Annotated in this window: 22 protein-coding genes; 9 read left to right on the top strand and 13 right to left on the bottom strand. The window is 39.1% G+C overall.

Going from position 1 to position 16580, the window contains the following annotated elements; genetic code table 11:
* Nucleotides 1-5 precede the first annotated feature (5 nt).
* From HT725_RS01875 to radC, 3 genes are all read left to right on the top strand, one after another.
* Nucleotides 6-866 (top strand): methionyl aminopeptidase, encoded by an 861-nt coding sequence (locus HT725_RS01875; RefSeq protein WP_000631543.1) that lies wholly within the window; start codon nt 6-8, stop codon nt 864-866.
* A gap of 516 nt (nt 867-1382) precedes the next feature.
* Nucleotides 1383-3674 (top strand): DNA helicase PcrA, encoded by a 2292-nt coding sequence (gene pcrA / locus HT725_RS01870; protein ID WP_173218399.1) that lies wholly within the window; start codon nt 1383-1385, stop codon nt 3672-3674.
* A gap of 42 nt (nt 3675-3716) precedes the next feature.
* Nucleotides 3717-4397, top strand: a complete 681-nt coding sequence (radC, locus tag HT725_RS01865; RefSeq protein WP_054392765.1) for a DNA repair protein RadC — start codon at nt 3717-3719, stop codon at nt 4395-4397.
* Here radC and HT725_RS01860 read toward each other — a convergent pair.
* The 12 genes from HT725_RS01860 to HT725_RS01805 form a co-directional block, all read right to left on the bottom strand.
* Complete coding sequence (locus HT725_RS01860; protein WP_023935878.1) at nt 4394-5083, bottom strand: gamma-glutamyl-gamma-aminobutyrate hydrolase family protein; 690 nt, start codon at nt 5081-5083, stop codon at nt 4394-4396. The genes radC and HT725_RS01860 overlap by 4 nt on opposite strands.
* Nucleotides 5084-5100: 17 nt before the next feature.
* Nucleotides 5101-5742, bottom strand: a complete 642-nt coding sequence (locus HT725_RS01855; protein ID WP_000653414.1) for a redox-sensing transcriptional repressor Rex — start codon at nt 5740-5742, stop codon at nt 5101-5103.
* An 82-nt stretch (nt 5743-5824) separates the two neighbouring features.
* The gene (locus tag HT725_RS01850) at nt 5825-6040 is read right to left on the bottom strand and encodes a DUF4649 family protein (protein WP_173218401.1); all 216 of its coding nucleotides are present in this window, start codon (nt 6038-6040) and stop codon (nt 5825-5827) included.
* A 7-nt stretch (nt 6041-6047) separates the two neighbouring features.
* Entirely contained in the window at nt 6048-6395 is a 348-nt protein-coding gene (locus HT725_RS01845) for a DUF1831 domain-containing protein (RefSeq protein WP_173252941.1), read from the bottom strand.
* 4 nt (nt 6396-6399) lie between these two features.
* Nucleotides 6400-7515, bottom strand: coding sequence for a cysteine desulfurase family protein (locus tag HT725_RS01840; protein WP_023935874.1), 1116 nt, complete (start codon nt 7513-7515; stop codon nt 6400-6402).
* A gap of 9 nt (nt 7516-7524) precedes the next feature.
* Nucleotides 7525-8484, bottom strand: coding sequence for a ribose-phosphate diphosphokinase (locus HT725_RS01835; protein ID WP_004254210.1), 960 nt, complete (start codon nt 8482-8484; stop codon nt 7525-7527).
* 112 nt (nt 8485-8596) lie between these two features.
* Nucleotides 8597-9166, bottom strand: coding sequence for a CYTH domain-containing protein (locus HT725_RS01830; RefSeq protein WP_173218403.1), 570 nt, complete (start codon nt 9164-9166; stop codon nt 8597-8599).
* A gap of 132 nt (nt 9167-9298) precedes the next feature.
* The gene (locus tag HT725_RS01825) at nt 9299-10444 is read right to left on the bottom strand and encodes a site-specific integrase (RefSeq protein WP_173218405.1); all 1146 of its coding nucleotides are present in this window, start codon (nt 10442-10444) and stop codon (nt 9299-9301) included.
* A 173-nt stretch (nt 10445-10617) separates the two neighbouring features.
* Complete coding sequence (locus HT725_RS01820; RefSeq protein ID WP_173218407.1) at nt 10618-11214, bottom strand: CD20-like domain-containing protein; 597 nt, start codon at nt 11212-11214, stop codon at nt 10618-10620.
* 435 nt (nt 11215-11649) lie between these two features.
* Entirely contained in the window at nt 11650-12438 is a 789-nt protein-coding gene (locus HT725_RS01815) for a DUF1828 domain-containing protein (protein ID WP_173218409.1), read from the bottom strand.
* Complete coding sequence (locus tag HT725_RS01810; RefSeq protein WP_031233729.1) at nt 12431-12895, bottom strand: hypothetical protein; 465 nt, start codon at nt 12893-12895, stop codon at nt 12431-12433. Before HT725_RS01810 ends, HT725_RS01815 begins: the two co-directional genes overlap by 8 nt.
* Nucleotides 12896-12902: 7 nt before the next feature.
* Nucleotides 12903-13697, bottom strand: a complete 795-nt coding sequence (locus HT725_RS01805; RefSeq protein WP_173218411.1) for a S24 family peptidase — start codon at nt 13695-13697, stop codon at nt 12903-12905.
* Nucleotides 13698-14151: 454 nt separating this feature from the next.
* On the opposite strand from HT725_RS01805, the gene HT725_RS01800 reads away from it, so the two are divergent.
* The 4 genes from HT725_RS01800 (at nt 14152) to HT725_RS01785 (ending at nt 15066) form a co-directional block, all read left to right on the top strand.
* Nucleotides 14152-14382, top strand: coding sequence for a hypothetical protein (locus HT725_RS01800; RefSeq protein ID WP_023938094.1), 231 nt, complete (start codon nt 14152-14154; stop codon nt 14380-14382).
* A gap of 137 nt (nt 14383-14519) precedes the next feature.
* Nucleotides 14520-14705: a helix-turn-helix transcriptional regulator gene (locus tag HT725_RS01795; protein WP_000274132.1), complete on the top strand. Its 186-nt coding sequence runs from the start codon at nt 14520-14522 to the stop codon at nt 14703-14705.
* Between the two features lie 11 nt (nt 14706-14716).
* Nucleotides 14717-14914, top strand: a complete 198-nt coding sequence (locus HT725_RS01790; protein ID WP_001057655.1) for a hypothetical protein — start codon at nt 14717-14719, stop codon at nt 14912-14914.
* An 11-nt stretch (nt 14915-14925) separates the two neighbouring features.
* The gene (locus HT725_RS01785) at nt 14926-15066 is read left to right on the top strand and encodes a hypothetical protein (protein WP_000993373.1); all 141 of its coding nucleotides are present in this window, start codon (nt 14926-14928) and stop codon (nt 15064-15066) included.
* Between the two features lie 25 nt (nt 15067-15091).
* Here the strand turns inward: HT725_RS01785 and HT725_RS01780 are convergent, their stop codons facing one another.
* Complete coding sequence (locus HT725_RS01780) at nt 15092-15622, bottom strand: hypothetical protein (protein WP_001135683.1); 531 nt, start codon at nt 15620-15622, stop codon at nt 15092-15094.
* A gap of 305 nt (nt 15623-15927) precedes the next feature.
* Between HT725_RS01780 and HT725_RS01775 the strand changes: the two genes are divergently transcribed.
* Nucleotides 15928-16218, top strand: coding sequence for a hypothetical protein (locus tag HT725_RS01775; protein WP_023937079.1), 291 nt, complete (start codon nt 15928-15930; stop codon nt 16216-16218).
* 12 nt (nt 16219-16230) lie between these two features.
* A complete protein-coding gene (locus HT725_RS01770; protein WP_173252939.1) occupies nt 16231-16554 on the top strand; it encodes a hypothetical protein in 324 nt (107 codons plus the stop codon).
* Nucleotides 16555-16580 lie beyond the last annotated feature (26 nt).

The following is a 16580-nucleotide window of genomic DNA, read 5'->3' as shown; positions in this document are numbered from 1 at the left end:
AAAAAATGATAACATTAAAATCAGCTCGTGAAATCGAAGCTATGGATAAGGCCGGTGATTTTCTAGCAAGTATTCATATCGGCTTACGTGATTTGATTAAGCCTGGCGTAGATATGTGGGAAGTTGAAGAGTATGTCCGCCGTCGTTGTAAGGAAGAAAATTTCCTTCCGCTTCAGATTGGGGTTGATGGTGCAATGATGGACTATCCTTATGCTACCTGCTGCTCTCTTAATGATGAAGTGGCTCACGCTTTCCCTCGTCACTATATCTTGAAAGATGGTGATTTGCTCAAAGTTGATATGGTTTTGGGAGGTCCTATTGCTAAATCTGACCTGAATGTCTCAAAATTAAACTTCAACAATGTTGAGCAAATGAAGAAATACACTCAGAGCTATTCTGGTGGTCTTGCAGACTCATGTTGGGCTTATGCTGTAGGTACACCGTCCGAAGAAGTGAAAAACTTGATGGATGTAACCAAAGAAGCTATGTACAAGGGTATTGAGCAAGCTGTTGTTGGAAATCGTATTGGTGATATTGGAGCAGCTATTCAAGAATATGCTGAAAGTCGTGGATACGGTGTAGTGCGTGATTTGGTTGGTCATGGTGTTGGCCCAACCATGCATGAAGAACCAATGGTTCCGAACTATGGTATTGCAGGTCGAGGACTCCGTCTTCGTGAAGGAATGGTCTTGACTATTGAACCAATGATCAATACAGGTGACTGGGAAATTGATACAGATATGAAGACTGGTTGGGCCCATAAGACCATTGACGGTGGATTGTCATGTCAGTATGAACACCAATTTGTCATTACGAAAGATGGACCTGTTATTTTGACTAGTCAAGGTGAAGAAGGGACTTATTAATAAAAAGTGAAAAGACTACTGGAAGTTTATTTTGATAAAAAATCTAGTAGATCTTTTTATAATAAAACGCATTGTATCAAGCTTTAAGTACCTGGTATAATGCGTTTTTCTGATTTTAAGATTTTTTTCAACTCTGTTTGTAACCACATCATAACAGAGGATCTAGGATTCAGGGCTTTCCTCCTATATACTATTAGTAAAGCAAAACTAGGGGAGAATATTTTAGTGTCGCAATCTATTGTTCGTGTAGAGGTTTTACGATATCGTTGTTTTGGTTTTAAAAAGATAAATGGAATTCTGTTTAACGTTCGTATTGCCAATCTTAAATTTACTTTTTTATATTGAGGTATTGAGCTAGTTTATGAAAAAATTGAGTGAAAGAGTCGAGTGTTTTAGAAACCCACAGTGTAGTATTCTAGTTTCAATCCACTATATTTTGCTACTCCCCGTAAAGTTTCTATTTTCCCTGAATTCTGATATAATAGAAATATTGACTTCAAGAGTAAGGAAGAGAAGATGAACGCATTATTAAATGGAATGAATGACCGTCAGGCTGAGGCGGTACAAACGACAGAAGGTCCCTTGTTGATCATGGCGGGGGCTGGTTCTGGAAAGACTCGAGTTTTGACCCACCGCATTGCTTATCTGATTGATGAAAAGCTGGTCAATCCTTGGAATATCTTGGCCATTACCTTTACTAATAAGGCTGCGCGTGAGATGAAAGAGCGTGCTTATAACCTCAATCCAGCCACTCAGGACTGTCTGATTGCGACTTTTCACTCCATGTGTGTTCGTATTCTGCGTCGTGATGCGGATCATATTGGCTACAACCGTAATTTTACTATTGTGGATCCTGGTGAACAGCGAACTCTTATGAAACGCATTCTTAAGCAGTTAAACTTGGATCCGAAAAAATGGAATGAACGGAGCATCTTGGGGACTATTTCCAATGCCAAGAATGACTTGATTGATGATGTGGCTTATGCTGCCCAAGCTGGCGATATGTACACGCAAATTGTGGCCCAGTGTTATACAGCCTATCAGAAAGAACTGCGTCAGTCGGAGTCGGTTGACTTTGATGATTTGATTATGCTGACCCTGCGTCTCTTTGATCAAAATCCTGATGTTTTGACTTATTATCAACAGAAATTCCAATACATCCACGTTGATGAGTACCAAGATACCAACCATGCTCAGTACCAATTGGTCAAACTCTTGGCTTCCCGTTTTAAAAATATCTGTGTTGTTGGAGATGCGGACCAGTCTATCTACGGTTGGCGTGGTGCTGATATGCAGAATATCTTGGACTTCGAGAAAGATTATCCTCAAGCCAAGGTTGTTTTGTTGGAGGAGAATTACCGTTCAACCAAAACTATTCTCCAAGCGGCCAATGAGGTTATTCAAAACAATAAAAACCGCCGTCCTAAGAATCTCTGGACCCAAAACGCTGATGGGGAACAAATCGTTTACTATCGTGCCGATGATGAGCTAGATGAGGCTGTATTTGTAGCCAGAACCATCGATGAACTTAGTCGCAGTCAAAACTTTCTTCACAAGGATTTTGCAGTTCTCTATCGTACAAATGCGCAGTCTCGTACCATTGAAGAAGCCCTGCTCAAGTCAAATATCCCTTATACAATGGTCGGAGGGACCAAGTTCTACAGCCGTAAGGAAATTCGTGATATTATTGCCTACCTCAACCTTATTGCTAATTTGAGTGATAATATTAGTTTTGAACGTATTATTAACGAGCCTAAACGTGGAATTGGCCCAGGTACTGTTGAGAAAATCCGTGATTTTGCGAATATGCAAGACATGTCTATGTTAGATGCTTCAGCTAATATCATGTTATCTGGTATCAAGGGTAAGGTATCTCAGTCTATCTGGGATTTTGCCAATATGATTCTAGATTTACGAGAGCAGCTAGATCACTTAACTATTACAGAGTTGGTTGAGGCTGTTCTAGAAAAAACAGGATACGTCGATATTCTTAATGCCCAAGCAACTCTAGAAAGCAAGGCTCGGGTTGAAAATATCGAAGAGTTCCTTTCTGTGACAAAAAACTTTGATGACACCTCTGATGTGGCAGAAGAAGAAACTGGTCTGGACAAACTGAGTCGTTTCTTAAATGACTTGGCCTTGATTGCCGACACAGATTCAGGTAGTCAGGAGACATCAGAAGTGACCTTGATGACCCTGCATGCTGCCAAAGGTCTAGAGTTTCCAGTTGTATTTTTGATTGGGATGGAAGAAAATGTCTTCCCGCTTAGCCGTGCAGCTGAAGATCAAGATGAACTAGAAGAAGAGCGCCGTCTAGCCTATGTAGGAATTACGCGTGCAGAGAAAATTCTCTATCTGACCAATGCCAACTCGCGCCTGCTTTTCGGTCGTACCAACTACAACCGTCCGACTCGTTTTATTAATGAAATTAGTTCAGACTTGCTTGAGTATCAAGGATTGGCCCGTCCAGCCAATGCAAGCTTTAAGGCATCATATAGCAGTGGTGGTCTTGCCTTCGGTCAAGGTATGAGTCTGGCTCAAGCTCTTCAAGACCGTAAACGTAGTGCCGCCCCAAGAACTATCCAATCAAGCGGTCTCCCATTTGGTCAATTTACAGCTGGCGCAAAATCAGCGTCTAGTGAGACAAATTGGTCCATTGGTGATATTGCCCTCCACAAGAAGTGGGGAGAGGGAACCGTTCTGGAAGTTTCAGGTAGTGGTGCTACGCAGGAATTGAAAATCAATTTCCCAGAAGTAGGTTTGAAAAAACTTTTAGCCAGTGTGGCTCCAATTGAGAAAAAAATCTAATTTTTCATCCTTCTCACGAATAATAAAGTGAGGAGGATTTTTATGTACAGTATTTCATTTCAAGAAGATTCATTATTGCCAAGAGAAAGACTGGCCAAGGAAGGAGTTGAAGCGCTCAGTAATCAAGAGTTGCTAGCTATTTTACTTAGGACAGGAACACGTCAAGCCAGCGTTTTTGAAATTGCCCAGAAAGTCTTGAGCAATCTTTCAAGCCTAACGGATTTGAAAAAAATGACCCTGCAGGAATTGCAGAGTCTGTCTGGTATCGGTCGTGTTAAGGCTATAGAGTTGCAAGCTATGATTGAATTGGGGCATCGTATTCACAAATACGAGACCCTTGAAATGGAAAGTATTCTCAGTAGTCAAAAGTTGGCCAAGAAGATGCAACAGGAATTAGGGGACAAAAAACAAGAGCACCTGGTGGCGCTCTATCTCAATACTCAAAATCAAATCATCCATCAACAGACCATTTTTATCGGTTCTGCCACTCGTAGTATCGCTGAGCCGCGAGAGATCCTTCACTATGCAATCAAGCATATGGCGACTTCTCTCATCTTGGTTCACAATCATCCTTCAGGAGCGGTAGCGCCTAGCCGAAATGATGATCATGTCACTAAACTTGTCAAAGAAGCCTGCGAACTGATGGGGATTGTCCTCTTGGACCATTTGATTGTCTCACAATCTAGTTACTTTAGTTACCGTGAAAAGACGGATTTAATCTAAAGTTCATTAACGACATAATCAAAGAGATTTTTATCCTTGGGACGATTTTCAAATAGAAATTCTGGATGCCATTGGACACCGAGAAAGGCGACATCATCCGTACTCATAACAGCTTCTATAATACCATCTTTAGGATCATGAGCCGCAATCTTTAAATTTGGTGCTAAATCCTTGATGCTCTGGTGGTGGAAGGAGTTGATATGGGAGATTTCTCCATAGATTTCTCGAAGAACAGTATTTGGTTCTGTCACCAAGCGTTGAGTTGTGTATTCGGCAGAACAATCCTGCCAGTGGTCTTCTATATCTTGGTACAAAGTTCCACCCATGGCAACGTTAAAAAGCTGAGTCCCACGACAGACAGAGAAAATCGGCTTTTGCTGTTTGATAGCTTCCTTGATGAGGGCTAGTTCGAATATATCTCTTTGAAGGTGGTAGTCATCGCTATCAATAGTTTTTGGTTCACCATAGAATTTTGGATCAACATTTTGCCCACCTGTCAAGATGAGCTTGTCAATCATACTGATATAGTGGCAGGCCATTTCTTGATCACCAATCGGTAGGATGATGGGAATCCCTCCAGCGTCTTTAACGCCTTCAACAAAGCCTTTTGCTGCGTAGCTCATCATGATGTCATCATCTGGATGAGTTTTTTCGTTTCCTGTAATCCCTATAACTGGTTTTTTCATAAAATGATTTTCGCTTTCTAATCCTCTTTTCTCATGAAATAGAGGAGGGTTTGGAGTTCACTTGTCAAATCGACATACTGAACGACCACGTCCTTTGGTAAATGCAGATGGACTGGTGAAAAACTGAGAATTCCTTTCACGCCAGCATCCACCAAGAGATTGGCAACCTCTTGTGACTTGACGCTGGGAACGGTCAGGATAGCAGTTTTGACATCAGCATCCTTGATTTTATCCTTGATTTGAGAAATTCCGTAAATGGGAATCCCATCAGGAGTTTGGCTACCGACTTCAGGATGGTCATCCAGGTCAAAGGCCATGATAATCTTCATCTTGTTACGCTCGTGGAAGCGGTAGTGGAGAAGGGCATGGCCCATATTTCCAATACCAACCAGCATGACATTGGTAATAGAGTTATCATTGAGTAAATCGGCAAAAAACGTCATCAGTTTTTTAACATCATAGCCAAAACCACGACGACCTAGTTCACCAAAATAGGAAAAATCCCGACGTACGGTCGCTGAATCAATACCGATAGCCTCTGCAATTTGCTTAGAGTTGGCACGTTCAATCTTTTCTGCATGAAATCTCTTAAAAATTCGATAGTAGAGAGAGAGTCTTTTCGCTGTAGCTTTTGGAATAGCAGACTGTTTATCTTTCACAAAATCACAACCTTTCTATTCTTCTATTTTATAGAAACATTGTGAAAAAATCAACAAAAACAAGAAAAAACTAAGAAAAATCTTAGTTTTGATGTAAAAAATCTGCATGTGATAGAAAACGGTAGAGGTCTCCGACCAGTCCTTGGTAAACTTCCTGCTCTTGAAAGGTCAAAGAAGTTACATAAAGTGTATCTGGCAGAGTCACACATCCTGATAGAGCCAGCATGAGAGCCTCGTAATCCTCATACTTGAGAGTGCGCTCTACATGATAGCTGTCCTTATAGGTCAGTTCAAACATATGGGACCTATCTTTCCGATTTTGTGAAGACACCACGTTCTACCAAGCTATCCATGAGGAAATAGAATTTTTCCTGATGAATGTGGTGGTCTTCTGATTTGAAAATATCAACCAGACGAAGGCCAAACTTGTCAGTGATATTGATTTTAGCCCTTGTAAGTTCCTTGTTAATGATGATTTTGAGTTGGAATCCTTCACCGCTGTTTGGCACTTTTTCCAAAAGGCGAGTCAGTTCATAGTTACCAACTTTTGTCTCAAAAAAGGTGTTATCTTTGAGGGTGAATTTTTTAACAGAAGGGCTAAGAGTGTAGTCGTAACGACAATTTTTTAACTGAATGGTTTTTTCAAATGCCATATGGCTAACCTCCGATAATTTCTTTTAAGTTTTTTGCGAGGGTTTGTAGGTCTTCAACGGTATTTTGTGGCGACAAACTGATACGAACGGATTCCTTCAAGCGTTCTGAATTTGCTCCGTACATAGCTTCAAGAACATGGCTGGATTGGACAATGCCTGCCGTACAGGCTGAGCCAGTAGAGATTGAAATTCCAGCTAAATCTAGACGAAGGAGTAAGAGGTCGTTTTTCTGGCCAGGAAATCCAATATTGAGGACATAAGGGAGATGATGGTCTCCTCTGTTCAAGTAATATTGAATACCCTCTAGCTCTGCCAGAAAGGCAGTTTCTAGATTTTGTACATGTTGAAAATGTTCTTCTTGCTGTTCTAGGTCCTCTTTTAGGGCTGCAATCATGCCTACGATAGCAGCTAAATTTTCAGTTCCTGCACGTTTTTTCTGTTCTTGGTCTCCGCCATGTAGATAGGAATCAAAATCCATGCTAGATGCGTAGAGAAAGCCGATTCCCTTAGGACCATGGAACTTGTGGGCAGAAGCAGTGAGAAAATCAATGCCCAATTCTTCTGGGTGTATAGGGATTTTACCAATAGCCTGAACTGCATCGACATGATAGGCGGCTGGGTGTTGCTTGAGTATTTGGCCAATTTCAGCAATGGGCAGTAGGTTTCCAGTCTCATTATTGGCAAACATGGTAGAAACCAAAATCGTATCGTCACGTAAGGCCTCTTGAATTTGCTGGGCTGTGATTTCTTGATTTTCTGGTTGAATAATGGTTGCTTCAAACCCAAAGTGTTGAACCAAGTAATCAATGGTTTCAAGGACAGCATGGTGTTCAATGGCAGTTGTGATGATATGTTTTCCTTGTTCTTGGTGACGAAGGCAGTAGCCAATGATAGCAGTATTGTTGCCTTCAGTCCCACCAGAAGTGAAAAAGATATGTTGAGGTTTTGTCCCCAGTAACTGGGCTAGTTCCTGACGGGCTTCTCGTAAGAGTTTACCAGCTTGACGACCATGACCATGAATACTAGAAGGGTTGCCGTAGGTTTCTTGCATCACCTTGGTCATAGCTGAAATAGCAACTGCTGACATAGGAGTTGTCGCAGCATTGTCCAAATAAATCAAAGAATCACCTTATTTCTTTTTGTTGTAGGCAAAGAGTGGGCTGACTGGTTTTCTTTCGTGGATACGGACGATGGCATCACCAATTAACTCACTAGCAGTGATGTAGCATACGTTTTTAGGAGTTTTTTCTTTTGTTGCTACTGAATCAGTCACAAGAATTTCTTTAATCTTAGTATTGTCAAGAAGTTCAGCAGCTCCTTCGACGAAGAGACCGTGGCTAGAAACAGCATAAATTTCTGTAGCCCCTTCACGTTCAACGATTTTAGCAGCTTCAGAGAAGGTACGTCCTGTGTTAAGAATATCATCAATCAAGATGGCTTTCTTACCTTCAACATCACCAATAATGTAACCTTCGTTACGAGTTGCATCGTCTTGAGGGTAATCGATAATGGCGATAGGAGCATCAAGATACTCAGCCAAGCTACGAGCACGTTTGACACCTGAATTTTTAGGGCTGACGACAACAACATCTGAGCCAAGGAGGCCCTTATCGCAATAGTGTTTTGCAAATAGGGGAACAGTGAAAAGATTATCCACTGGAATATCAAAGAAACCTTGAACCTGAACGGCATGCAAATCAAGAGTCAGGATACGATCAACCCCAGCCTTAACTAGCATATTAGCAACTAGTTTAGCTGTAAGTGGCTCACGTGGTGAAGCAATGCGGTCTTGACGTGCATAGCCAAAATATGGAAGGACAACGTTGATACTGTGGGCACTTGCGCGCACACAAGCGTCGACCATGATAAGCAATTCCATTAGGTGGTTGTTAACAGGGAAACTTGTTGATTGGATGATGTACACATCATAACCACGGACACTTTCTTCGATATTTACTTGGATTTCTCCGTCTGAAAATTGACGTGATGATAGTTTTCCAAGTGGGACACCAACAGCTTGGGCAATTTTCTGTGCAATCTCTTGGTTAGAGTTGAGTGCGAAAAGTTTCATGTTTTTTCTATCTGACATTATAGACCGTCCTCTGTAAACTTTATAAATCCTAGTGATATTTGCCTTACATATATGAACTGGGATTTTTGTATTTTTATCTTTTCTATTTTACCAAAAAATGGAGATTATTTCAGCTATTTTTCATACTTTTGACAAATCGAACCAATTTTGAAGGAGCTTTTTGATAGGAAATCTGATTTTTCTCTAAAAATTGTTGGAAATCCTGTTTGCCTTGCTCGTGATTTTCCACTTCAAGCTCCAATTCGTAATCCGTCATATCAAAGTATTGACTTTCATCCAGAGCCATGAGACCGATAGCTGTTTGCATTTCATAGCGAAGCGTTGTTAGACAACCAAGAACCTGCCATTCACTAGTTTGGATACCATGTTTAGCCAATTCATCAAGAACCAGCCCTTGAGGAAGTTCTTCCTTACTCAGATAGTTCTCAGCATCTTTTAGTTGCAATTTTTGGTTGTATTCCATGTTCCCAACACTTTGTGGGACTTTGAGTGTCAATTCTGCCCAGTCTTCAAAGGTTCGAATGCGCATAGCAACTTTCTTTTCTCGCAGCTCAAAATCAGGTGTGTCGATGTAGTAATTTTTTTGAAGAACAGAAGTGACACCTGTGAACTGGTCTTTTAGACGATCATACTCATCTTTTTTCAAGAGTGTTTTCAATTCAATTTCTAAATGTTTCATTTTTCTTACCTTTTCTTTATCTATGAAAGCGGATTATGGTATAAACTGCTCACAGCTTCCTAGTCCCTTGAAATCAGTGGGTTTCTAGCATGTCAACCAAAAGTGAATACGAGATTGAATACGGCATGACTTTTAGCTGGAGCGGATGAAATCCATGAGTTGATCGACGACTTCAAAACGTTGATTATCATTGATGTGGGTATACATATCAAGGGTGGTTTGAACATTGTTATGACCTAATCTGTCCGAAATGATTTTAGCTGTAACACCTGCTTCAAAGAGGAGAGAAGCGTGTGTGTGCCTGAAACCGTGAGGAGTGATTTTTTTGACATCCTTATGTTCACAAAAGAATCTTCTAAGTCTCTCTTTCACAGCTGAAGGAGAAATCCATCCTCCGAAACTATTCGTAAAGATATAATTCGAATCATGTTTGTAAGGTACGCCAGCCCGAAAATATTCTTTTATCTGCTGACGCTTCCAGATTTTTAATATATTTAGAGTTTCATCATCTAAAGTGATAACCCTCTTACTCATTTTGGTTTTAGGGCCCTGAACAGTTTGTTTTTTATTAACAACGACAGCTGTTCGAGAAATGCTTAATCGTTTATTTTCAAAGTCAACATCTGACCACATGAGCCCAAGAGCCTCACCACATCTCAAACCAGTAAAAGCTAGTAAGTGATAAAAGGTATACTCTACAGGCTTACAATCTACTCTGCAAACTTTAAGAAACTCCGTTAGCTCCTGTTTTGTATAGTGGTTCTCTTTGGCCTTTAAGGGTCTATTTTTAGGCTTGATAATCTTGTCTAAGGGATTTAACTTAATGATGTCAAGAGAAACGGCATACTTGAAAATACGGCTGATTACAGAGTAGTAATTAGCATAGAGGATATAGCGATTACTTAACTGGATAGCAACCTTTTGACAATAAGCTACACTGATCTGCTGGATTTTCATATCTGTAAAATACAAGTCAATCATAACATCAAGTTTTTTCTTAACGTTCTGATAGGTTGTTGGTTTCACAGTGCTCTTATAGCTATCAAGCCATAACTCAGCAACTTCAGCGAAAGTAGGGTTCTGAAAATCTTCATTGTTTGAAAAACCGTTCTCTTCAACATCTAAGAGAAGGTCACGTTCGGCAGCCTTTGCCTCTTTAATGGTTTTAAAACCACGTCTTGTTGTGCGTTTTTCTTTTCCAGTAGCAGGGTCTATGCCCAAATATGTTTGAAAGAGATATCTAGTCTCTCCTTTTTTTGTGATGTATTTTTTTATCATAAAAAAGTCCTTTCTTTTCGATTGCTTGCCCGCATAGTTGAAAAGGTGTAGAACTTATGATAAACTATAGTTGTATTTTTTTATCATCCTTTCCATTGCTTGCTTGATGGAAAGTTGAATCCTCACACTCAAAGTTTGGCGATGGAGAGTGTGGGGATTTTTTGTTGTCTTTTTTACTCTAGACCTGAGCTGATTTTAGAAGTCAACAAGAAAGAACCGTCGTCTTGTTTTGAAAACGAAAGAATAACGCTCTTATATTTGCTACCAGTAGAAGTATATGATACTGTCTTGCTGTCGTGGTCATTTACTGAACTAGTTGTCACATTGTTAGGTTCTCCGTGAACGCTAGCAACGTCATCGTAGTTAGTTCCACCAGCTCCATAGTTGATAATATCACCAACTTGAAGCGTATCAAACTGTTCTTTTGTCCAGTTAAATTTAGCATCTTCCTCTTTTTGAGATGATTCGATAGAAGAACTTACAGAGCTAACAGTCTCTTCAATGTTTTTACCTAGTTCTTTCAATGATTTAGCGTACATTGCTTGAGTTACTAATACAATAGCAATAGACACGACTGCTAGAACCGTCCCAATAATAGCTAGTGTTTTTGGTCTTTTTCGATTTACTGCAAAACCAATTAAACCGAAGATAAGAGCTAAAATAGCTAGAATGAATGAAAAATTATTGATGATAGGCATCCATGAGCCAAGTAGAGCAATTGCTCCAAAAATAATAGCTAAAATACCTAAAACTTTGCGTTCTTGTTTCATAATGAAACCTCTCTATCAGCTTTTAGTGTGGATCAGTTATTGCACATATTTTTATTTCTGTTTTTTACATGCCAACTATTTCCAAAATGGAAACAGTTGGCAGCTCGTCAGATAATAAAATAAGGTGTACCTCTTAGAAGTACACCAGACGATTTTATCCTTGACGAACAAGGCTTTTTTACATTCTTAGTGTATTTCTTTTTTTAATTTCTGTCAAACGTCAACTTATTTTAACGACTTATGTTTACTAGAATATGAAAAGAAAAGTAGCCGTATCAAATACGGCTACCATCACGATATGGATCTAAAATCCAAACCTAAACTTTATGGAGCTAAACTCCTGATAGCTGTATTGTAATATAATTTTCAAAAAATATCAATTTTGCACAATAGACTTCTTGGATATGGGGGACTATTGCCGAGTGCGGGGATTTTTTATATCACATTTGATAATAAAAGAGAATTTTCTAAGATATCTTTATGAGATAACAATATTATTTTATCTTTGCTATTTTCGTTAAATACCGCTAGGGTTTCTGCCACTTTATCAAATCTATGGTGTATATCGTCGACTACAGCAATATATTCAACGTTATCTTTATGGTTCTGTAAAATACGTGTATCCATTGCGAGTAATTTAGCCCTGTTGAGATCATTTCCGTTTGAAATAGTCCTTACAAGTCTTTCTTTTTTGATTGTGGGAATTGCGAAGTCAAATTGCACAGTTATCCCCTCTTTACCTGAATAAGACGGCCTTCTTGTAAAAAGAACCTCTCTCTGTACTAAGGTGTTTTCTATTTCGTCATGGAAAACATTTTTAATTGTTGTATCTCGTAAGACTATCATATCATTCACCTGCATAATAGTTTGGAGCAACCGTTGCTTTGCAAGTGGGAATTTTTCGAGGCTGGTTGTGATAAACAACTCTCCATTTTCAGCTCTCGTACCTAAATTGTTTACGATTGTATTTAGTAAGTTATTTTTGTATGTTGAACGATTTGAGAAACTAACGCCGTGACTTTTTAAATTGTTAATGGTCCATCCGTCATCTGTGAGTGTGACCCTACCATCTGATAAAAACTCAGCATATAGGATGATATGATCAAAATCATTATCTAAAAACGGTGTTCTAATTTCTACTATATTTTTCTCTAGATCATTGAACTTATACTCTTTTAATAACCAATCAAAATATATATTTTTTAGTGTATTTGAGTTATTCATCATCAGCCTCCGTCTTGATATGTGTATATTTGATGAATTCAGAAAATACGTCCACAATGTGAGTTAAATTAGGGAAGTCAGAATCTTCAAGCGGGATAGCAACTCTATCCTTTTTATCGTAGTGATTGGAGTATATATGAATGTGATTCCCCTCTACAATTGAGTCATCAGGATTCACATGTCTATTAGATGGATTAATGTCTACCCTAACTAAATGATTATGGGAATTTTTAAACCTAATATGAATGCTGTAGCGCTCAGGATTCATCCTTCCTCTGTATATGTGAAGTATATATTGAATGTCATCATCATCAATAATAGCTTCGTCTATATCTATTTTACCAAATAAAGACGAGATTGTAGTATGGATTTCATTAAAAGAAAGTTCGTTTTTGGGGTACTTCAGTTTGTTAATTAATTCTTGTACCTGCTGATCATTTAAGTCGTTGTAATTCATTTTTTCCTTACTCCCCTCTATACACCCCGATAACTGCATAGATCTTGATGTGTGTGTCTTCGGCTGGTGGGAAGTCTAGGATGATGTCTTCGTACTTGTCATTGAGTGATACGAGGCGTAAGCGTCCGTTTTCGGTATAGATCTTTTTGAAGTAAGAACGGTCTCCATATGCGATAACTGCCAAATCTCCGTTGTAGGTAGTCAGTCCCTTGTCTACTAAATAGAGGATATCTCCGTCTTGGTAGTCAGGCTGCATGGAGTCTCCGCTGACCTTAGTCGCAATATCGTGGCGTGGTGGTTGCTCGTCAACCTCTATAGTCTCTCTGTCTGTATCATCGTAACCAAATCCATAGTTAAATCCAGAAGCTGCTGCCGTCTCAGATACAACCTCAACTTGGTACAAGCTGATAACTTCCGATACTTCGTTTATCTTCGTTTCTTCTTCGTTTTGCTCTATGTACATCTCGCCGTTTGCTTTTTGTCTCTCCAGAAGCTCCTCAGAAGTCCGTAGGACGATTTTTTTATTATCTGGGGTTAATTGTACCACCTTGTTCGTTATCTGCTGTGTGAGCGAATCTGGGGACGCTGTGGGGGTGGTAACTTTAGAAAGACTAAATAGTTGTTGTGGCTCAACTTCGAGAGCAGCAGCATAAATTCTAATATCTGTTTCGTCTAATTGTCGTTTGCCGTTCTCATGATTGGATATAGTATTTTGTTTAAAACCAGTCAACTGTGACAATTCGTTTTGTGTCATTTTCTTAGATTTTCTGATTTCTTTAATAGAATTACCTAGTATATTCATAAACATTTCCTTTCTCTACCTATAATATATCACAATGAGATAAAAAAATAAATAAAAAAATCTCAAAAAGAGATAAAAAATCATTGGCTTATATCTCAAAATGAGATATAATAGTCTTGTAAGGTTGAGAAAGGCAATCTTAAGACAAGGAAAACAACAGAAAGGATGGACTAAATGAAAAAGCACAAAAAGAAAAGACTTACCAATGAAGTCAAGATCGGTTTGATAATAGCCCTCATCAATCTAATCTCTGCACTGGTAAATCTTATATCAAAACTCTTCTAGGAAGAGAGTGGAAGGGGCGAAAGCCCCAACCACTATTGTGTAATTTCATTATAGCACAAGGTAGAAAAAATGCAAAACAAAACCGCTAAATTTATCACTTGGTCTTTGATTGCCTTAACTATTCTAGTTATCATTATTACTTGGCTTATATAAGAGAGGAGAATTATTGTTGACAAATAAAGAGAAAATACGTTCTCAATTTCTTCTTCCTAAAATTCGATTAAGGGAAGAACGTAGAAAAAGAGAGCTTACTACGTTATACATGGCGGACTTGATTGGGTTAAAAAATCGTCGTCAGTATGAACTTAAAGAAAAAGGTCAGTTTCCTTTTCAGGATTATGAAATGGCAATTATTGCTAATAAATTCGGAATGAGTGAAACTGACTTATTCTTCAGTTAAAAATATCTCAAAAAGAGATAAAACAAACAAAAGTCAAAAAGGTCAAACTTTTTCAAAATCGATAGAATAATTCTATCAAAACTGTTGACAAGTACCAACAGTTTTGAAAAGACCTATTAGTAGAAAGGAAAAAGTCGATGTACGGAGCGAAAATGAGGGAGCTGAGAACGGCTCAAAAGCTGGGCTTGCGTGAGCTTGCCAAGCGAACCTTGATAGACTACACGACCTTGTCACGGATCGAGAACGACCTGAAGGCAGTGACGCTGTCGCAGGCGGTGGTCATCGCCAAGGCGCTAGGGTGTAGGGTGGAAGATATGTTGTAGGAGGAAATACTATGAACAACGCAGCGCAAAAAGTAACACGGATTGACAGAGATGCCTGGGAGATCGCTACGGAGCTGGCGAACGAGTACGGCGTATCTATTTGTCACATCATCAGTGAGAGCGTCCGCTACTGTGCAGAGAATGCCGAGTTTAAGGAGATGGACGTTGTCGTTAAACGGTTGGTAGTCGGCAGTAAGGTGCTGGAGTAGGAGGGGAAGAGATGAATGCAAATGTAAATGTATTTTATGAATTAACTTGTAAAGACTTGAACGAAGCGATTGACGCAAAAAATAAAATCATCGCCAATACACTTGACGATGAAACTGTTGAGATAAAAATTGAATTCTTACGTGATGTTTGAACTGTAAAATCGCTCGGAGATGGTTCTATCGTAGATCGCGTAATAGAGCCATGGTCGATTGTCTGATAGCTGTAGCTGGAGAATCGCTTTTATTGCTCTCGTTTACAGTGTAGAACATTGCAGATGCCAATGTAGCATCAAGTACAAACTTGTCTATATATTTGTGTTTCTTGCTATCGGAGTAAGTAATTGTCAGTGTAATTCGACCTTTATAATCTGGGTCTATTGATGATGTAAATTTTTGTCCTGGGGCAATCATATTTCCGATAAGTGAGTTGAAGCGGTGTACAGAATTCAATGGATCCAATTCGCCATCTATCTGAATATTATCTATATATGCTGGAGTTTGGCCAAAGTTTTTAAAAACAAAGGTACGTTGTTGATTTTTAACTGCATAGACATCTACATAAACATTAATATAAGGCTTTGCCATATCCTCTGTAGCTTTCTTTGTTTGCCAGAGTGAAATGGTATTAAAAACAAAACCGATAACTGCAATTATTACTGTGATATAGAGTGTCCAAATCTGGACATTATCATTGGTGATTTGTGGCATTAGATCACTTCCTTTCTGCTTTTATTATAGCAAAAAGGAGAGAAAAATAGAAAGGAGAGGAAGAGATGGCAAATAAGGAATTTAAAAATAGTTACTCAGTGAATCTACAACGTACAGAGAAGCTAAAATAGCGTGTGAGAAGCTATTTAGACAAGTCAGCCATGAGATAGAACTCAGAGCGCTGGAAAGTAATACAGTTTGACAAGAACGCAAAAAAGCACCTGACGAAGTCAGGCGCATACTAAAACAATTTAAACCATTATATCACAAAAATGCTTGCCCGCATAGTTGAGAGGATGTAGAAAATGGAAGGTATAACGTTACAATTACGATTAGACGGCGAAAGTGCTGAATTGTTCACAAATCAATTATTGGCTTTTGCTGAAAAGCAGGTCAAGGAGCAGTTAGAGAATGATCGTATGCCAATCAATCAACAGGCTTTGATGAAGAAGTTTGGCTTTACTCATGCCTATATTAAGAAATTAGAACGTAAAGGGTTAAGATTTCGTAAGCAAGGGAAAGATATTATGTACGATGTCAATGATGTTTATGAAATTTTGGAATTAGAGAAAGAAGTACGAAAATTAAGAGCGTAAGGAGATAGAAAAATGTTTGAACCACCGATTTTAGACCAGTTGATGGGTGTTGGAGCCTTGCTGCTTGGATTTGCAGGGGCTTATCGTCATATCAAACTGCAAGAAAAACGAGAGGAAGAAGAGAGACGAGAAGAGCAAGAATTTGCGTCTATGATTATCCAAGTGCGTAATCATGCATACGAACGTGGTAGAGAGGACAAATGGCAAGAAATTCGCAAGAATATTCGTCGTCCGTTCAAGGGCTTCACCTACGACAATGAACCGCCTGTAGGCTTGCGTCCAGAGCCGTTAGGCTTACCAGAACCTAAACAGTCTGCAATCAGACTTTTGTCATGAGGAGGGCAGGAAATGGAAGAATTGAT

This window comes from Streptococcus sp. 2579, from assembly GCF_013277195.1.
Lineage (GTDB): Bacteria > Bacillota > Bacilli > Lactobacillales > Streptococcaceae > Streptococcus.
The sequence above is the reverse complement of the archived record's forward strand: the minus strand, read 5'-3'. Positions and strand labels throughout refer to the sequence as shown.

Excerpts from the sequence above, each read along its gene's own strand:
- HT725_RS01875 (WP_000631543.1), top strand. The coding sequence starts at position 6 with ATGATAACATTAAAATCAGCTCGTGAAATCGAAGCTATGGATAAGGCC.
- pcrA (WP_173218399.1), top strand. The coding sequence starts at position 1,383 with ATGAACGCATTATTAAATGGAATGAATGACCGTCAGGCTGAGGCGGTA.
- radC (WP_054392765.1), top strand. The coding sequence starts at position 3,717 with ATGTACAGTATTTCATTTCAAGAAGATTCATTATTGCCAAGAGAAAGA.
- HT725_RS01860 (WP_023935878.1), bottom strand. The coding sequence starts at position 5,083 with ATGAAAAAACCAGTTATAGGGATTACAGGAAACGAAAAAACTCATCCA.
- HT725_RS01850 (WP_173218401.1), bottom strand. The coding sequence starts at position 6,040 with ATGTTTGAACTGACCTATAAGGACAGCTATCATGTAGAGCGCACTCTC.
- HT725_RS01845 (WP_173252941.1), bottom strand. The coding sequence starts at position 6,395 with ATGGCATTTGAAAAAACCATTCAGTTAAAAAATTGTCGTTACGACTAC.
- HT725_RS01835 (WP_004254210.1), bottom strand. The coding sequence starts at position 8,484 with ATGTCAGATAGAAAAAACATGAAACTTTTCGCACTCAACTCTAACCAA.
- HT725_RS01830 (WP_173218403.1), bottom strand. The coding sequence starts at position 9,166 with ATGAAACATTTAGAAATTGAATTGAAAACACTCTTGAAAAAAGATGAG.
- HT725_RS01825 (WP_173218405.1), bottom strand. The coding sequence starts at position 10,444 with ATGATAAAAAAATACATCACAAAAAAAGGAGAGACTAGATATCTCTTT.
- HT725_RS01820 (WP_173218407.1), bottom strand. The coding sequence starts at position 11,214 with ATGAAACAAGAACGCAAAGTTTTAGGTATTTTAGCTATTATTTTTGGA.
- HT725_RS01815 (WP_173218409.1), bottom strand. The coding sequence starts at position 12,438 with ATGAATAACTCAAATACACTAAAAAATATATATTTTGATTGGTTATTA.
- HT725_RS01810 (WP_031233729.1), bottom strand. The coding sequence starts at position 12,895 with ATGAATTACAACGACTTAAATGATCAGCAGGTACAAGAATTAATTAAC.
- HT725_RS01805 (WP_173218411.1), bottom strand. The coding sequence starts at position 13,697 with ATGAATATACTAGGTAATTCTATTAAAGAAATCAGAAAATCTAAGAAA.
- HT725_RS01795 (WP_000274132.1), top strand. The coding sequence starts at position 14,520 with ATGTACGGAGCGAAAATGAGGGAGCTGAGAACGGCTCAAAAGCTGGGC.
- HT725_RS01790 (WP_001057655.1), top strand. The coding sequence starts at position 14,717 with ATGAACAACGCAGCGCAAAAAGTAACACGGATTGACAGAGATGCCTGG.
- HT725_RS01785 (WP_000993373.1), top strand. The coding sequence starts at position 14,926 with ATGAATGCAAATGTAAATGTATTTTATGAATTAACTTGTAAAGACTTG.
- HT725_RS01780 (WP_001135683.1), bottom strand. The coding sequence starts at position 15,622 with ATGCCACAAATCACCAATGATAATGTCCAGATTTGGACACTCTATATC.
- HT725_RS01775 (WP_023937079.1), top strand. The coding sequence starts at position 15,928 with ATGGAAGGTATAACGTTACAATTACGATTAGACGGCGAAAGTGCTGAA.
- HT725_RS01770 (WP_173252939.1), top strand. The coding sequence starts at position 16,231 with ATGTTTGAACCACCGATTTTAGACCAGTTGATGGGTGTTGGAGCCTTG.